Annotated in this window: 13 protein-coding genes; 7 read left to right on the top strand and 6 right to left on the bottom strand. The window is 70.9% G+C overall.

Features of this window, described 5'->3' with window-relative positions:
• The first annotated feature begins 56 nt into the window (after window positions 1–56).
• Window positions 57–248: a hypothetical protein gene (locus tag OHB13_RS09060; protein WP_328376702.1), complete on the top strand. Its 192-nt coding sequence runs from the start codon at window positions 57–59 to the stop codon at window positions 246–248.
• A gap of 37 nt (window positions 249–285) precedes the next feature.
• Here OHB13_RS09060 and OHB13_RS09055 read toward each other — a convergent pair whose 3' ends face one another.
• Window positions 286–1,086 (bottom strand): site-2 protease family protein, encoded by an 801-nt coding sequence (locus tag OHB13_RS09055; protein WP_266857632.1) that lies wholly within the window; start codon window positions 1,084–1,086, stop codon window positions 286–288.
• Between the two features lie 120 nt (window positions 1,087–1,206).
• Between OHB13_RS09055 and OHB13_RS09050 the strand changes: the two genes are divergently transcribed.
• Both OHB13_RS09050 and OHB13_RS09045 read left to right on the top strand, forming a co-directional pair.
• Window positions 1,207–1,599, top strand: a complete 393-nt coding sequence (locus OHB13_RS09050; RefSeq protein WP_266857634.1) for a DUF6578 domain-containing protein — start codon at window positions 1,207–1,209, stop codon at window positions 1,597–1,599.
• Window positions 1,600–1,627: 28 nt separating this feature from the next.
• Window positions 1,628–5,038: an AfsR/SARP family transcriptional regulator gene (locus tag OHB13_RS09045; protein ID WP_328376701.1), complete on the top strand. Its 3,411-nt coding sequence runs from the start codon at window positions 1,628–1,630 to the stop codon at window positions 5,036–5,038.
• A gap of 35 nt (window positions 5,039–5,073) precedes the next feature.
• On the opposite strand, the gene OHB13_RS09040 is transcribed toward OHB13_RS09045, so the two are convergent.
• The 3 genes from OHB13_RS09040 to panB form a co-directional block, all read right to left on the bottom strand.
• Window positions 5,074–5,910, bottom strand: a complete 837-nt coding sequence (locus tag OHB13_RS09040; RefSeq protein ID WP_266857637.1) for an ABC transporter permease — start codon at window positions 5,908–5,910, stop codon at window positions 5,074–5,076.
• Complete coding sequence (locus tag OHB13_RS09035) at window positions 5,907–6,941, bottom strand: ATP-binding cassette domain-containing protein (RefSeq protein ID WP_328376700.1); 1,035 nt, start codon at window positions 6,939–6,941, stop codon at window positions 5,907–5,909. The genes OHB13_RS09040 and OHB13_RS09035 overlap by 4 nt, the downstream gene beginning before the upstream one ends.
• A 132-nt stretch (window positions 6,942–7,073) precedes the next feature.
• The gene (gene panB, locus OHB13_RS09030; RefSeq protein WP_266857640.1) at window positions 7,074–7,958 is read right to left on the bottom strand and encodes a 3-methyl-2-oxobutanoate hydroxymethyltransferase; all 885 of its coding nucleotides are present in this window, start codon (window positions 7,956–7,958) and stop codon (window positions 7,074–7,076) included.
• 171 nt (window positions 7,959–8,129) lie between these two features.
• Between panB and OHB13_RS09025 the strand changes: the two genes are divergently transcribed.
• The 4 genes from OHB13_RS09025 (at window position 8,130) to OHB13_RS09010 (ending at window position 12,987) form a co-directional block, all read left to right on the top strand.
• Window positions 8,130–9,740, top strand: coding sequence for an MFS transporter (locus OHB13_RS09025; RefSeq protein WP_328376699.1), 1,611 nt, complete (start codon window positions 8,130–8,132; stop codon window positions 9,738–9,740).
• Window positions 9,741–9,765: 25 nt separating this feature from the next.
• Window positions 9,766–10,395, top strand: coding sequence for a TetR/AcrR family transcriptional regulator (locus tag OHB13_RS09020; protein ID WP_266857643.1), 630 nt, complete (start codon window positions 9,766–9,768; stop codon window positions 10,393–10,395).
• A 152-nt stretch (window positions 10,396–10,547) separates the two neighbouring features.
• Window positions 10,548–11,582, top strand: a complete 1,035-nt coding sequence (locus OHB13_RS09015) for an endonuclease/exonuclease/phosphatase family protein (RefSeq protein WP_328376698.1) — start codon at window positions 10,548–10,550, stop codon at window positions 11,580–11,582.
• 181 nt (window positions 11,583–11,763) lie between these two features.
• The gene (locus tag OHB13_RS09010) at window positions 11,764–12,987 is read left to right on the top strand and encodes an MFS transporter (RefSeq protein ID WP_266857647.1); all 1,224 of its coding nucleotides are present in this window, start codon (window positions 11,764–11,766) and stop codon (window positions 12,985–12,987) included.
• On the opposite strand, the gene OHB13_RS09005 is transcribed toward OHB13_RS09010, so the two are convergent.
• Window positions 12,959–14,710, bottom strand: a complete 1,752-nt coding sequence (locus OHB13_RS09005; protein WP_328376697.1) for an NAD+ synthase — start codon at window positions 14,708–14,710, stop codon at window positions 12,959–12,961. The two genes, OHB13_RS09010 and OHB13_RS09005, sit on opposite strands and share 29 nt — an antisense overlap.
• A gap of 206 nt (window positions 14,711–14,916) precedes the next feature.
• The gene (locus OHB13_RS09000; RefSeq protein ID WP_328376696.1) at window positions 14,917–16,869 is read right to left on the bottom strand and encodes a S53 family peptidase; all 1,953 of its coding nucleotides are present in this window, start codon (window positions 16,867–16,869) and stop codon (window positions 14,917–14,919) included.
• Window positions 16,870–16,918: the final 49 nt, after the last annotated feature.

The following is a 16,918-nucleotide window of genomic DNA, read 5'->3' as shown; positions in this document are numbered from 1 at the left end:
GGCATGGGGGACACTGGGGGGCGAACCGACTCAGCCCCCGGACAGGAGCCGCCCCCATGCCCCGCCTCGCTCTGTACGCCCTCGTCGTCTGCGCCCTCGCCGTAGCAGCGGCCGTGGTCTCCTTCGTCCAGGGCAGCTTCATCGGGATCGTCTGGATCCTGCTGGCGGGACTCTCCTCGAACATGGCCTGGTTCTATCTGCGCAAGAGCCGCGCCGCGAAGTCGGCGAGCGCCACCGCCACCCGCTGACGCCGAGCCGCCCGCTGACCCGGCCGCGCCGCTCGCGCTACCGCGGGCAGAAGAACCCGGCGGGCTGCCCGTACCAGAAGCGGTAGAAGTTCTGCCCGCAGTACGTGTCGTTGCCGCTGACCCCGACACCGCGCAGGATCGCGTCGATCAGGTCGAAGAACGCGTGGTTCAGTGACGGGATCCACAGGAGCGCGAACACCGCGATCATCCCGACCTGCCCGAACGGCTCGACCTGGCGGCGGACGCTGTGCGGCAGCCAGGGCTCGATCACGCCGTACCCGTCGAGCCCCGGCACCGGCAGGAAGTTCAGGATCGCCGCCGTGAACTGGAGCAGCGCGAGGAAGCCCAGCGCGTAGCGGAACAGCGGCGGTACGCCGTCCAGCGCGTGCAGCCAGAACGGCGCCGTGCAGACGAACGCGAACAGCACATTCGTCAGCGGTCCCGCCGCCGAGATCAGACTGTGCCGCCAGCGGCCCCTGATCCGGCCCCGCTCGATGAAGACCGCGCCACCGGGCAGACCGATCCCGCCCAGCACCAGGAAGATCAGCGGCAGCACGATGGAGAGCATCGCGTGTGTGTACTTCATCGGGTTGAGGGTGAGATAGCCCTTCGCGCCGACCGAGATGTCACCGCTGTGCAGGGCGCTGCGCGCGTGCGAGTACTCATGCAGACAGAGCGACACCACCCACGCCGACGTCACGAAGAGGAACACCGAGAAACCGGGGACCTTCGCGAAGTCCGCCCACACCGCCCAGCCGGTGACCGCCATGACAGCGACGATCCCCAGGAAGACCGGACTGATCCGCCGCTCGCTGCGGCGGGTGAAGGCGGTGGTCATGGACGGAGCTCCTGATGGGTGGGCGGTGCGTGGGCGGCCGTGTCTCAAGAGCTCCGACCGTACAGGTGACACGCGCTAAACGTCTCGCGGTCGGGGAGGGGTTCCGGGCAGGGTGGGGGCATGACGGTATGGCAGGTGGTGTACGCGGACTGGGAGATGGAGTGCTGCGGCACCCCGTTCTCGGTGGGCGACGAGGTCACCTGGACCGTGGGCCCGTACGCCGGGGCCGGCCCCGGCCTGCCCGACGGGACGCTCCGCGTCTCGAACCACAGCATGGGCGGTCCGGAGGCGGAGCCGCTGACGGCGCGCGTCCGGTCGATCCAGGTGATGACGGAGGAGTTCGTGGAGGCGACGAGCGGGTCCGGGTACGAGCCCGTGCCGGGGCGGCTCGGGCTGCGGTCCGTGCGGCGCTGCCCGAAGTGGTTCAGCCGGGAGGCGGACGGGGCCGGCGCGCCGGGTCACGACAGGCGTGCGACCGGTGTCCTGGTCGAGCTGGAAAGACCGGGCGGCTGAGGTGCGCCGGGTAACGGACAATGGGCCCGTGCGCTACCGGATCCTCTCCACGACCCAGGCGCTCCGCCCCGACGGCACGGCCGTCGCCCTCGGCGGGGCGCGGCTGCGTGCTCTCCTCACCGTGCTGGCGCTGCGCGTCGGACGGACCGTCCCGGCGGCCGTGCTGGTCGGCGAGGTGTGGGACGGCGAGCCGCCCGCCGACGCCACCGGCGCGCTCCAGGCGCTGGTGGCCCGGCTGCGGCGGGCCATCGGACATGCGGCCGTCGTCTCCGTGGACGGCGGGTACCGGCTGTGCGCCGATCCGGACGACGTCGATCTGTACCGGTTCGAGCGGCTGGCGGGGGAGGGGGCGCGGGCGCTGGACGAGGGCGACCCGGCCAAGGCGGCCGTTCTCCTGGAGGACGCGCTGGCGCTGTGGCGGGGGATGGTGCTCGCCGACCTCCCCGACCGCACGGCGGTGGCGGCCCGCTGGGAGGCCCGGCGGCTGGACACGCGCCGGGCGGCGCTCGGCGCCGCGCTCGCGCTCGGCCGGGCCGATGAGACGCTGCCGGAGCTGGCCGCGCTCTGCGCCGGCCATCCGATCGACGAACCGCTGCAGGCCCTGCGGATCCGGGCGCTGCGGGACGCGGGGCGGACGGCGGAGGCGCTGGTGGCGTACGAGGAGGTGCGGCGCGGCCTCGTGGAGCGGCTCGGCGTGGACCCGGGGCCCGAACTGCGCTCGCTGTACGCCGAGTTGCTGTCATCCGGCGAGCCCGCCGCAGAGCACCGGCCGGACGGGCAGGCCCCGGCCGCACCCGCCGCCGGACCGGAGACCCCGGACCAGCAGCCCCCGAGCGGGCAGATCACTGACCGGCAGCCGCCGGGCCTGGACACCTCTGAGCAGGCGAGCCCCGCCCCGGCCCCCGGACGCCCGCCCGGCAACCTGCGGGCCCGGCTGACCAGCTTCGTCGGACGTGAGAGCGACATCGACGCCCTGCGCGGCGACCTCGGGTCGGCCCGGCTCGTCACGCTGCTCGGCCCCGGCGGGGCCGGCAAGACCCGGCTCTCGCAGGAGGCGGCCGAGGCCGCCTCCGGAGCCTGGCCCGACGGGGTGTGGCTGGCCGAACTGGCCCCGGTGGACGACCCGGAGACCGTGCCCGAAGCGGTACTGGGCGCACTCGGCGCCCGCGAGACGGTGCTGCGCGGTGCGGGCGCCGAGGAGATACGCGCCGCCGACCGGCACGCGGACGACCCCCTCACCCGGCTCGCCGAGCACTGCGCGCGGCGCCGGATGCTGCTCCTGCTCGACAACTGCGAGCACGTCATCGGGGCCGCCGCCACCCTCGCCGAGGAACTCCTCGCACACTGCCCCGGTCTGACGATCCTCGCCACCAGCCGGGAGCCGCTCGGGGTGCCCGGCGAGGTCGTACGCCCCCTCGAACCGCTGCCCCAGCCGTCCGCGCTGCGGCTGTTCGCCGAGCGCGGGAGCGCCGCGAGACCGGGCTTCCGGATCGACGACGACCCGGCGGCCGCCACCGAGATCTGCCGCCGCCTCGACGGACTGCCGCTGGCCATCGAACTCGCCGCGGCCCGGCTGCGGATGCTCTCCCCGCGCCAGATCGCCGACCGCCTCGACAACCGGTTCCGGCTGCTCACCGGTGGCGCCCGGACCACCCTGCCGCGCCAGCAGACCCTGCGGGCGGTCGTCGACTGGTCCTGGGACCTGCTGGACGGGCCGGAGCGCACCGTACTGCGCAGGCTCTCCGTCTTCGCCGGGGGCTGCGGGCTCACCGCGGTGGAGGCGGTGTGCGGCGCCGACGCCCTGGACGTACTGGGTTCACTGGTCGACAAGTCCCTGGTGGTGGCGGCCCCTTCGGGCGAAGGCGACATGCGCTACCGGCTGCTCGAAACCGTCGGCGAGTACGCGGCCGAGCGGCTGGACGAGGCCGGGGACCGCGCCGATGCCGAGCGCTGCCACCTGGTGCACTACCGGGAGCTGGCCAGGCGGGCCGACCCCGAACTGCGCGGGCACGGGCAGCGCGCGGCGATCGACCTGCTGGTGCGCGAGTACGAGAACGTGCGCACCGCCCTGCGCCGGGCCGTCGCCGCGGGCGACGAGCAGGAGGCGCTGATCCTGGTGCACTCCCTCGCCTGGTTCTGGCAGATGCGCGATCTGCGCAGCGACTCCAGGCACTGGACCGCCGCGACCGCGGAACTCGGCCCCGACCCGTTCGAACCGCCGGTCGTGAAGGCCCCGCCGCTGCACGCGCGGTGCACGGACGCCCCGCCGCCGATGAGCCCCGAACTCCTGGAGGAGGCGCGGCGCGGGGTGCGGCTGATCCACCTGACCTCGGCCGACCACGACTTCGACGACTGGAACACACCGGAGAGCAGGGAGCGGCTCAGCCGGGTGGTGGAGGCCTACGGCCCCGGGCTGCCGCAGACCTGCCGGAGCCCCGCCTCGCTCTGGTTCTTCGCCGTCATGCTCACCGGCACCGGCTCCCCCGACCAGCTGCGGGTGGTGCTCGACGAGACGGTGCGTTCCTGCCGGAACTTCGGCTACGAGTGGGAGCTGGCCTCCGCCCTGCAGATGCGGGCCAACATCCTGGCCAATCGCAGCGACTGGGCGGGCGACGCGTCCAGGGACGCCGAGGAGGCCCTCGACATCTTCATCCGCCTCGGCGACGCCTGGGGCGCCGGCGAGGCGCTCTCGGCGCGGGGCGAGGCGCGTGAGCGGCGCGGCGACTTCCTGCTCGCTGGTGAGGATTACCGGATGGCCCTGGGCTACGCCGAGAAGCTCGGCGCCCGGACCCAGGTCGCGGTGTTGCGGGCGCGGCACGCCGGGGTGCTCCTCGAAGCGGGCCGCGGCGATGAGGGCGAGGCGATCCTGCGGGAACTCCTGGCGGAGGAGCAGGGCCCCGACCTCGGGCACGAGGTCTGGCCGATGGCCCGGATGTTCCTCGCGATGTGGCTGGGCCGCAGCGGCCGGACGGCGGAGGCGCGGGTCGAACTGGACCTGCTGCACGAGAAGTTCACGTCGGGGCCGCTCGCCGTCTTCGAGGGCATCCTGCTCGGTCTGACGGCCTGGCTCGACAACGAGGAAGGCCGGTACGCCGACGGCATCGACCATGCACGGAAGGCGCTGACCCGGACCCGTGATCCGCTGTCGCTGATGGTGGCCCCGCAGATGCCCGCCACTCATCTGGTGACGTATGCCTGGTCGCTGGCGGGCCTCGGCGATCCGGCGGACGCCCGGGACGCGGCGCGGCTGATCGCGGCATCCGACGCGCAGCTGCCGCCCGGCCACTTCAGCGCGGCCACGGAGCGCGCCAACCGAGGGAAGGCCGAGGCGGCCGCCCGCGCGGCGCTGGGGGACGCCGGCTACGAGCGTGCGTACGCCGAGGGCGGTGGCCTCACCCCGGAGGAGGCCACCGCCCTGGTGGAGCGACGCGATCGGTGAACGGGACCGCCGGGCCGGCGGACCCGGCGGCCCGGTCAGGTCTTCTTGCGGAACTTCCGGATCGCCAGCGGAGCGGTGAGCGCGGTGATCGCCACCGACCAGCCGAGCGTCATCAGCACGGAGTGGGCGACCGGGCCGCCGTTCACCAGGTTCCGTGCCGCGTCCGCGAGGTTGGAGAGCGGGTTGTAGTCGGTGAACGCCTGGAGCCAGCCGGGCATCGTGGTGGGCGGGGCGAAGATCGACGAGCCGAACTGCAGCGGCATCAGAACCAGCATGGCCATCCCCTGGACGGCCTGCACCGTCTTCATGGTCAGTCCGAGCAGAATGAAGATCCACATCAGCGAGGCGCCGAACACCAGCGAGAGGCCGATCGCCGCGAAGAGCGAGAGCACCGAGGTGTGGATGGTGAGGCCGAGGATGAAGCCCACGGTCAGCAGGATCGTGATGGCGACCAGCATCCGGCCGATCTCCACGACGATCTTCGCGATGAGGACGGACGACCGGGCGATGGGCATACTGCGGAACCGGTCCATCACCCCCTTCTTGAAGTCGTCGTTGACCCCGGTGCCGACGGCCATGGCGATGTTCATGCCCATCATCGCCATCAGGCCGGGGACGACGTAGTCGACGTACTGCGTCTGGTTGCCCTTGCCCGCGATGGCGCCGCCGAAGACGAACACGAACAGCAGGGTGAAGATGATCGGCATGAACAGGACGTCGAACATCGACTCCGGATCTGCCTTGATCTGCAGCGCGTTGCGCCGGGCCAGCGCTCCGATGTGGCGCAGATTGGCCCGCAGCCCGATCCGCCCCTCACCGGCGGTCGCGGCAGTCACGGCGGGTGCCGGTTTCTCGATCGTTGCCGTGCTCATACCGCGGCCTCCTGGACCTGGTCCGTCTTCTCGTTCTCGTCGAAGCCGTCCTGCACGGTGGGCTTCTGGCCGGTGATGGCCAGGAACACCTCGTCCAGGCTGGGCAGATGGGTACCGATGTTGGTGATGCCGAAGCCGCGCGAGGCCAGCAGGCCGACCACCGCGGTCAGTTGCTCGTCGCTGAGGATCGGCACATTGAGCAGACCCTCGTCGGGCACCGCCTGCGAGCCGGCGACACCGTCGAGCCCTGCCTCAGCCAGGGCGCGCGCCATGGCGGGCAGCTGGGCACGGTCGCTCGGCTCGATCCGGAGGGTGCGGCCGCCGACCTTCGCCTTCAGCTCGTTCACCTTGCCGTTGGCGATGACCTTGCCCTTGTCGATGACCGTCAGCTCGTTGGCGAGCTGCTCGGCCTCCTCCATGTACTGGGTGGTGATGAGCACGGTCGCCCCCTCCGCGACCATCCGCTGCACCTCGTCCCAGACCTCGTTGCGGGTACGGGGGTCGAGACCGGTCGTCGGCTCGTCGAGGAAGAGCACGGACGGGCGGCCGATCATGGAAGCGGCCAGGTCGAGCCTGCGGCGCATCCCGCCCGAGTAGTTCATCGCGGCCTTCTTGGCGGCCTCCGTCAGCGAGAACCGCTCAAGCAGCTCGTCCGCGCGGCGCCTGGCGTCCTTGCGGGGGAGGTCGAGCAGCCTGCCGATCATGTAGAGGTTCTCCCGGCCGGAGAGCTTCTCGTCGACCGATGCGTACTGCCCGGTGAGACCGATGACCCGGCGCAGCTGCCGGGGCTGGGTCAGGACGTTGTAGCCGGCCACGGTCGCGGTGCCCGAGTCGGGTTGCAACAGGGTGGAGAGGACTCGTACGAGGGTGGTCTTCCCGGCGCCGTTGGGCCCGAGCACACCGAGGACCGTGCCCTCCCGGACGTCCAGGTCCACGCCGTCCAGGGCCTTCGTGTCCCCGTAGTGCTTCACCAGCCCCCGCACCTGTACGGCGGGTCCGCCGTTCCCGGGGTTCTTGTCGATTCGCGTCATGCCGACTATCAGACCAGCCACCACTGACAAGTCACCGACAGAATGCCGACAGCCCGCCGATGGGGGATGTCGGCGGGCTGTCGGTCCGTGCGGCAGTGGCCTCGAAGGGGCCCGGGAAGGGCCGGACAGGACCTAGTGGAAGGTGTGCTGCTCCTGCGGGAACGTCCCGCCGACGACCTCGTCGGCGAACTCCTTCGCCGCGTCGCCGAGCGTCCGGCGGAGGTCCGCGTACTGCTTGGTGAAGCGCGGCACCTTGCCGCCCGTCAGACCGACCATGTCGGTGTAGACGAGCACCTGCGCGTCGCACTCGGGGCCGGCGCCGATCCCGACCGTCGGAATGTGCAGGATGCGGGTGACCTCGGCGGCCAGCTCGGCGGGTACGAGTTCGAGTACGACCGCGAACGCGCCCGCGTCCTGCACGGCCTTGGCGTCGCGCAGCAGCTGCTGTGCGGCCTCCTCGCCGCGGCCCTGCACCCGGTAGCCCATGGAGTTGACGGACTGCGGCGTCAGCCCGATGTGCCCCATGACGGGGATGCCGGACCGCACCAGCAGATCGATCTGCTGGTGGGAGCGCTCGCCGCCCTCCAGCTTCACCGCGCCCACGCCCGCGTCCTTGATCAGCCGCATCGCGCTGCGCAGTGCCTGGACGGGGCCTTCCTGGTAGCTGCCGAAGGGCAGGTCGGCGACGATCAGCGCCCTTGAGGTGCCGCGTACGACGGCGGCGGAGAGCATCGTCATCTCGTCGAGGGTGACCGGGACCGTGGTGTCGTAGCCGAGATGGCAGTTGCCCATCGAGTCGCCGACGAGCATCACCGGGATGCCTGCCTCGTCGAAGACGGAAGCGGTCATCGCGTCGTACGCGGTGAGCATGGGCCACTTCTCGCCGCGCTCCTTGGCGCCGCCGATGTCGTGGACGGTGATGCGCCTGCTGCTCCGGCCGCCGTACAGCGCCTTGCTGCTGTCGGCGGGCTTCCCGGCGGAGGCGGTGGGGCTCTGGGGGTTCAACGCGCGCGTCATCGCAACGCTCCTGTTCGTCATCTCGAGGCGCCCTGACGGCGTCCCCGGACCGCCTCCATGGTTGCACCGGACCGCCGTCGTACGGAAGTGGGCTCCGGGCCCGCAACCGGCCGCCGGGTAAAATCTTTTCGATACGAGACGGTGTCGTATCGAAATTGCTAAGCTGTCCGCATGACCAACTCCACGGGGCCAGTCGCAGCGCCCCGCATACCCGAAGCCGTACACCGGCGCCGCTGGGCGATCCTGGCCGCGCTGATGCTGAGCCTGCTGATAGTGGTGCTCGACAACTCCATCCTCAATGTGGCGGTCAAGACCATCGCCGCCCCCGCGCCGACCGGACTCGGCGCCACCCAGAGCCAGCTGGAATGGGCGATCAACGCCTACACGCTGGTCTTCGCCGGACTGCTCTTCACCGCGGGTCTCCTGGGTGACCGCATCGGCCGCAAGAAGGTCCTGCTCTTCGGGCTCGCGGTCTTCGGAATCGGCTCGGTGCTCGCCGCGCTCTCCACCTCGCCGGCCGAACTCGTCGCGTTCCGGGCCGTGATGGGCCTCGGCGGGGCCTTCGTGATGCCCGCCACTCTCGCCGTGCTGATGAACGTCTTCGAGCGCGAGGAGCAGCCCAAGGCCATCGGTATCTGGGCAGGCGGCGTCGGCCTGGCCATCGCCATCGGCCCGATCACCGGCGGAGTGCTGCTCGAACACTTCTGGTGGGGCTCGGTGTTCCTGGTCAATGTGCCGGTGGTGATCGTCGCGCTGATCGCGATGGTGCTGCTGGTCCCCGATTCGAGGGACCCCAACCCCGGCCACATCGACCCGGTGGGCGTGAGCCTGTCCATCGTCGGCCTGGTGCTGCTGGTGTACGGGATCATCCGCGGCGGCGAACTGGCCGACTTCACCGCGCCGTCCGTACTGCTGACCACGCTCGGCGGGGTCGCGGTGCTGACCGGCTTCGTGCTGTACGAGAAGCACAGCAGCCACCCGGCCATCGACGTCACCTACTTCAAGAACCCGGCGTTCTCCGCGGCCGTCGCCGCCATCGCGCTGGTCTTCTTCGCGCTGATGGGCGTCACCTTCTTCTCCGCGTTCTACATGCAGAGCGTCCGCGGCTACAGCGCGCTGGAGTCCGGCGTCCTGCTGCTCCCGCTCGCCGCGGCCCAGATGATCTTCTCGCCGCGGGCCAGGCTCGTCGTCGAGCGGTTCGGCGCCCGCGCCGTCTGCACGGCCGGCATGGTGCTGGTCGCCGCCGGGCTCGGCTGTTTCGCGTTCTTCGGCGCTGGTACGCCCATCTGGGTGATGGAGGCCGTCTTCTTCGTCATGGGCACGGGAATGGCCCACATCATGCCGCCGGTCACCGTCTCGATCATGCAGTCGCTGCCCCGTGAGAAGGCCGGTTCCGGTTCCGCGATCAACAACACCTTCCGCCAGGTGGGCGGGGCGCTCGGGGTCGCCGTCCTGGGGTCGGTGCTCTCCGCCTCGTACCGGAGTGGCATCGAGGGTCACCTCGGCGCGGTGCCGCCCGGTGCGCGCAAGGCGGCGGGGGAGTCGATCGAGGCGACGCTGGGCATCGCGGAGAAGCTCGGCCCGGCCGGCCGCGCACTCGCGGGCCGGGCGGACACCGCATTCCTGCACGCCATGCATGTGACGGCACTCGGCTCGGCCGGGGTCGCCCTGCTCGGCGCCGTCGTGGTGGTGCTCTTCCTGCCCGGCCGTCCGAAGTCCGGCGGCGCCGCCGGAGCGGAGGTGGAGGCGGTCCCCGCGTCGGCGACAATCGGTACGGACTGAACGGACAGCGAGAGGTGGAGCGGGCGTGCCCCCGACGGAACACAGGCCGGCTGAGCAGCGGCGCGGACGGCCGCGCTCGGAGGCGGTCGAGCGGTCGATCGTCGAGGCCGTGGTGAAGCTGCTGGAGGAGGGCGTCCCGCTCACCGAGGTGTCCATCGAGCGGGTCGCCCGCACCGCGGGCGTCGGCAAGGCGACCATCTACCGCCGCTGGAAGGGCAAGGAAGAACTCTTCATCGATGTGCTCAAGGCCATCGAGCCCGCTGCCCCGGAGCTGCGGGGCACCTCGGTCCGCGACTATCTGGTCGCCATGCTCGAATCGCTGCGTCGGCAGGGCCTCGCGAAGCGCTCATCGACACTGCTGTACAACGTCTTCGCGCAGATGCAGAGCTATCCGGAACTCTGGCGGGCCTACCACGACACGGTCGTCGAGGCCCGCCGCCGGATGGGGGCGGAGATCGTACGCCGGGGGATCGAGGAGGGTGAGATCCGCTCCGACCTCGCCCCGGACCTGATCAACGACCTGTTCGTGGGGCCCATGCTGCTGCGCACCGTGCTCCGCCCCGAAGCGGAGCTCGATGACGATCTGGCCGCCCGGGTCGTGGACGCGCTCCTGGAGGGGCTCGCTCCGCGCGGAAGCGAGGGGCAGCACAGCTGAAATATGCGCATTCCGTCACAACCGGAACTCCAGGTGCCACCCCCACGTCCTCGTGACAGTACGGCCGTGTCCCCACGGCGCGGAAAGTGCCGTTCCATCGCTTAGTGTCAAGGGCGGGACGGCGTGCACGGCAAGGCAGCGAGGGCAACGGTATGGCGCAGGCGCACTTCACGGACACGGAACACGGCGGCTCGGAGCACGGGCATTCCGAGTCCGGTTCCCGGCGTCTGTTCGGCGGGCGCTGGCGGGGTGACCAGGGCATCTGGCGCCGCGGCATCGTCCTCGCGTGCTTCGCCGTTCTGCTCACGCTGACGATGCTCTTCCACGGGCATCTCCCCAACGACATCGGCAACCTCGGCAGTCTCACCGAGACCTTCCTGCCCTGGCTGGGCCTGATCGGCATCCCGGTCCTGCTCGTTCTGGGGCTGCTGCGCCGCTCGGCCACCGCGCTGATCGCCCTGCTGCTGCCCGTCATCGTCTGGCTGAACGTCTTCGGCGGACTGCTCACCGACAAGTCGGCCTCCGGCGGCGACCTGGTGGTGGCCACCCACAACGTGAACGCGGCGAACCCCGACCCGGTGGGCACCGCGAAGAAGGTCGCCGCTTCGGGCGCCGACGTGGTCGCCCTGGAGGAGCTGGCGGCGGGCAAGGTCTCGACGTACTCGAAGGCCCTCGCGGCCACCTACCCGTACCACGCGGTGGAGGGCACGGTCGGGCTCTGGAGCAAGTACCCGATGAGCGACACCGAGCCCGTCAATATAAGGCTCGGCTGGGTCCGCGCCCTGCGGTCCACGGTCACCACACCCAAGGGCAAGGTCGCTTTCTACGTCGCGCACCTCCCCTCGGTGCGGGTGAAGCTCGACGCCGGGTTCACCGCGTCGCAGCGCGACCAGAGCGCGGACGCGCTGGGTGCGGCCATCAGGAAGGAGCCGCTGAAGGACGTGGTGCTCCTCGGTGACCTCAACGGGACGATGAACGACCGTTCGCTGAACGCGGTGAGCGCGCAGATGCGCTCCACCCAGGGCGCAGCGGGCAACGGCTTCGGCTTCAGCTGGCCCGCGAAGTTCCCGATGGCGCGGATCGACCAGATCCTGGTCAAGGGCGCCGACCCGGTCTCCTCCTGGACGCTGCCCAGGACCGGCAGCGACCATCTGCCGATCGCGGCCCGCATCAAGCTCCAGGGATAGGCGTTCCCGGGAGACGCACATCACTTAACGGGGCGTTCACCTGCCGGAACAACACGGTGGGGACACTTTGTTCAGCAGGAGAACTTACGCTGGTCCTCGGGCACGCCGCCGTGCCCCCGTTTCCCGTACTCCCCGTGATCCCGTCCCCGTGTTCCGCTCTCGTAAGAGAAGGTCTCCCTTCATGCCCCTGGCCCTGCTCGCGCTGGCCATCTCCGCGTTCGGCATCGGCACCACAGAGTTCGTGATGATGGGCCTGCTGCCCAATGTCGCCGACGACCTGGGCACCTCCGTGCCCACTGCGGGCTATCTCGTCTCCGCCTACGCGATCGGCGTCGTCGTCGGCGCCCCGCTCCTCACCGCCATCGGCTCCCGGATCCCGCGCAAGCGGATGCTGCTGCTCCTGATGGCCCTGTTCACCGTCGGCAACCTGGCATCCGCCTTCGCGCCCGGCTTCGGCTGGCTGCTGGCCGGGCGGGTACTCGCCGGGCTGCCGCACGGCGCCTTCTTCGGCGTCGGCGCGGTCGTCGCCTCAGGCCTGGTCGACGAGGGCAGGCGCGGCCGCGCCGTCGCCACCATGTTCCTCGGCCTGACCATCGCCAACATCGTCGGCGTCCCCGCCGCCACCCTGCTCGGGCAGCACCTCGGCTGGCGCGCCACCTTCGTCGTGGTCGGCGTGATCGGCCTGGTGGCGCTGGCCGCGCTGGCCCGGCTCATCCCGTACGTCCCCGTCGACGCACACCAGAGCCTGCGCCACGAGGTGCGCGCCCTCGGCAACCGGCAGGTGCTCCTCGGGCTGCTCACCGCGGTCTTCGGCTTCGCCGGGGTCTTCGCCGTGTACAGCTACCTCGCCTCGATCACCACCGAGGTCATGGGCTTCTCCGAGTCCTCGGTGACCCTGGTGCTCGCGCTCTTCGGTATCGGTATGACGCTGGGCGCGCTGGCCGCCGGGCCGCTGAGCGACCGGGCGCTGCGCCCCACGGTGTACGGCTCGCTGGCCGGGCTCGCCGTCGTGCTGGTCGCGTTCGACTTCACCGTCCATGTGAAGTGGGCCGCGCTGCTGAGCGTGGTGCTCCTCGGCGCGGTCGGCTTCATGACCACGACCCCGCTCCAGATGCTGGTGATGGAGAAGGCCAGGTCGGCCCCCACCCTCGCGTCGGCCTCCAACCACTCCGCCTTCAACCTGGCCAACGCGGGCGGCGCCTGGCTCGGCGGGGTCGCCATCGCGGCAGGCTGGGGCTGGATGTCACCGACCCTGGTGGGCGCGGCGCTCGCCGTGATCGGTCTCGCCATCGCGGTGACCGCGGGCGTGCTGGACCGCGGTACGCGGAAGGGGGCCTCCCGCGTGGTCGCGGAAGGCCCCCGTACGGAGCGTGCGCTCAGCTCGTCTCGCGCCAGCGGTTCGTGATCGGCAGCCGCCGGTCCTTGCCGAACCCCTTCGCGGAGATCTTGGTGCCCGGCGGGTACTGACGCCGCTTGTACTCGGCGGTGTCCACCATCCGGAGCGTCTTCGCCACCAGCTCCGGGTCGAACCCGGCCGCGACAATGGAGTCGAGGCCCTGGTCGGCGTCGACGTACCGCGCCAGGATCGCGTCGAGCACCTCGTAGTCCGGCAGCGAGTCCGTGTCGACCTGACCCGGGCGCAGCTCGGCGCTGGGCGGCTTGGAGATCGAGTTCTCCGGGATCGGCGGCGTCTGGCCCCGCTCGGCCGCCGCCCGGTTCCGCCACTCGGCGAGCCGGAAGATCGAGGTCTTGTAGACGTCCTTGATCGGGCCGTACGCGCCGACCGAGTCGCCGTAGAGCGTCGAGTACCCCACCGCCAGCTCGGACTTGTTGCCCGGCGCGAGCACGATCTGGCCCTCCTGGTTGGAGATGGCCATCAGCGTGGTGCCGCGCAGCCGCGACTGGAGGTTCTCCTCGGCCAGGCCGGTGAGCGAGAGCGACTCCATGTACGCGTCGAACATCGGCGCGATCTCCACGGTCCGGTAGTTCAGCCCGGTACGCCGGGCCAGTTCGGCCGCGTCGCCCCGGGAGTGGTCGGACGAGTACTTGGACGGCATCGAGACGCCGTACACGTTCTTCGCACCAATGGCGTCGCAGGCGATGGCCGCGACGAGCGCCGAGTCGATACCGCCGGAGAGCCCGATCAGCACCGAGGAGAAGCCGTTCTTCGCCGCGTACGCCCGCAGGCCCACGACCAGCGCCGTGTACAGCTCCTCGTCGTCGTCGAGCCGGTCGGCGTAGCCGCCGGGCAGCTCGGCCGGGTACTCGGGAACCGGCTTGTCGGAGAGCGTGACGTGCTCGATGCGCAGCCCGTCGGCGACCACGCCGGAAGGGACCGGGCCCGCGGCGGGCAGCTCCAGGTCGACCACCACACAGCCCTCGGTGAACTGCGGTGCCCGCGCGACGACTTCGCCGTCCTGGTCGACCACGATCGAGTCGCCGTCGTAGACCAGCTCGTCCTGGCCGCCGGTCATCGCGACGTACGCGGTGGTGCAGCCGGCCTCCCTGGCCCGCTTGCGGACCAGCTCAAGGCGCTGGTCGTCCTTGTTCAGCTCGTACGGCGACGCGTTGATCGAGACCAGCAGCCCGGCGCCGGCCGACCGGGTGGCGGGGACCCGTCCGCCGTCCTGCCAGAGGTCCTCGCAGATGGCGAGCGCGACATCGACGCCGTGCACCCGGATCACCGGGAGGGTCTCGCCGGGGACGAAGTAGCGGAACTCGTCGAAGACGCCGTAGTTCGGCAGGTGGTGTTTGGAGAAGGTCAGCGCGACCTCCCCGCGGTGCAGCACGGCCCCGGCGTCCCGCGGGGCGCCCGCGGGCTGCCCGTAGCGGGGCTGGGCCTTCTCGGTGCGGTCGAGGTAGCCGACGACGACGGGGACCTCCCCGAACCCTTCGGTGTCCAGCCGGGCGGCGAGCGCGCGCAGCGCGGCCCGGGACGCGTCGACGAAGGACGACCGCAGGGCCAGGTCCTCGACGGGGTATCCGGTCAGCATCATCTCGGGGAACGCCACCAGATGGGCGCCCTGCTCGATGGAGTGCCGGGTCCAGTGGACGATCGCCTCGGCGTTCCCGGCGAGGTCACCGACGGTCGAGTCGATCTGATTCAGTGCGAGGCGTAGTTGAGGCACGTGGCCAGTGTAATCGTCTCTCTGACGCGATGTCCTGCTGGGAGGGTGCGCGGTATGTCACTGCGGCAGGCCGCTGCGGCATGTCACAGCAGTGCCGCCCCGCCCCCACCCGCGATGCGGGGTTGCAGGGGGCGGGGCGGCGACTGTGACTACCGCGTGCGACGACGGGTCGCCGTACCGCGGACGTCAGTGACAGCCTGCGGCGGTCAGCGACGGGCGAACGAGCTGATGTACGTCCGTCCCGGGCTGCCGACACCCGTCACGTCGTCGTAGCCGACGGTGGCGGTCAGCGAGGAGTCCGCGCCGAGCGTCCGCAGCGAGGTCAGCAGACCACCGCTCGCGTCGACACTGTTGGCGAAGTCGACCCGGACGACCGACTGGGTGTGGCCCGCGCCCAGCGGGTGGTCGGTGACGTCGTGGTACGCCGACGTGCCGTAGCGGGAGTAGATCGACGGGTTGGCGAACCCGATCGGAACCCCGTGCTGCGCCTGCTGCGCCAGCGCCTGGATGCCCGCGATGACCGGAGCCGCCAGCGAGGTGCCGCCGATGCGGTACTCGCTGTACTGCTGCGAACCGTCCGGGAAGGTCTGCGTCTGGCCCACCAGGAAACCGGTGTTCGGGTCAGCGATCGCCGAGATGTCCGGAGTGGTGCGCATGGCCGTCTTGCCGTTGGCCTTGGCGAGCTTCCCGGGGACCACACCGCGCTGGTAGAACGGCTGCGCCACGGTCTTGCTGGTGCCGCCGCCCGCGCCGCCGTTGAAGGTGCCGGGGAAGGCCGTCCAGGTCTTGTTGTCGGCCGAGAGGCTCGACTTCAGGGTGCCCCAGCCGGTCTCCCACTGGTACTTGTCGCCCTTGCCCACGGCGAGCGAGGTACCGCCGACCGCCGTCACCCAGGCGGAGTTGGCCGGGGTGTCGACCTGCTTCGTACCGGTGTTGGCGACCTCGTCGCCGTTGTCGCCGGTGGAGAAGTAGAAGCCGATGCCCTCGACGGCGCCCAGCTGGAAGACCTGGTCGTAGGCGGCCGCGACGGCCGGGGTCTCGTTGGCCTCGATGTCGCCCCAGGAGTTGGAGACGATGTCGGCGAGGTGGTTGTCGACGACCTTGCCGAGCGAGTCGAGCAGCGCGTCGTCGTTGCAGGACGCGGCGCCGACGTACACGATGTCCGACTTGGGTGCCACCGCGTGGACGGCCTGGACGTCGAGGGTCTCCTCGCCGTACCAGCCGGCCGCGCCGCACTCGTCGATGTCGGTGTAGTCGCTCGGCAGCACCTGCGAGAGCTGGCCGCCGGCGTACGCGCTGTCGCCGTTGCGCTTGGCGTACTTGGTCGCGTCCTGCGCGATGGTCGGCGAGGCGTAGGCGTCCGTGATGGCGACCGTGACGCCCTTGCCGGTCTTGTTGCCCGCGCCGTACGCGGAGCGCAGCTGCTGACCGGTGTAGCCCTTGATCGCGTAGGGGGCCTTCTCGCCGTACGCGTTCGGAAGCGTCTTGTTGACCTTCGAGCCGTAGTACGACGACATCGGCCCGGCGTTCTTGAAGACCGCGCTGGGCGGGGGCAGCGTCGTGGTGTCGTGCTTGACGTTGTGCGGCGCGTTGTCGAGGCCGACCACCGTCAGCACCGCACCGCGGAGGGACGCGGGCGCAGAAGCCGTCGACGTCGGGGCGCGGTAGGTCTTGCTGCCCTTACGGTAGTTGTGCAGCTGCGTCGAGAAGGCCTTCTCGGCCGCGCTCACGTCACCGCTGACCGAGACGTAGTGCTGGTTCGAGCCGGTGACCTTCAGACCCGAGGACTTCAGCCAGGCGGTGACCTGCTTGATCTGCTCGGGCGTCGTGCCGAAGCGGGCCTTGGCCTGCTTCGCGCTCAGGTACTTGCCGTAGGAGGCGGACTGCGGGTCCGACACCTCCTTCGCGTACGCCGTCAGGCCCTGGGCGTCGCGCCCGGCCAGATAGACGCGCGCGTTCACCTGGCCCGAGTTCGCGCTCGCGCCACGGTCGGCGGAGGCCTTCGCCCACAGCGGCTTGGTGCCCTGAAGTGCATGGCGGCTGCCCGTACCGGAGTCGGCGTTGGCGCTGGGTATGGACAGAGCCAGCGCGCCGGCGAGCAGTGGCAGTGTCGCTGCCACGCTCAGCCCGGCGCGCATTTTCGAGCGGCTGGATCTCATGGAACCCCCTGTGTTGCGGTTCGTCGCAGGTACGCGTGTACGCCACACC

Source organism: Streptomyces sp. NBC_00440, assembly GCF_036014215.1.
Lineage (GTDB): Bacteria > Actinomycetota > Actinomycetes > Streptomycetales > Streptomycetaceae > Streptomyces.
Note: the sequence above shows the minus strand (reverse complement) of the source record. Positions and strands in the feature narration are given on the sequence as shown.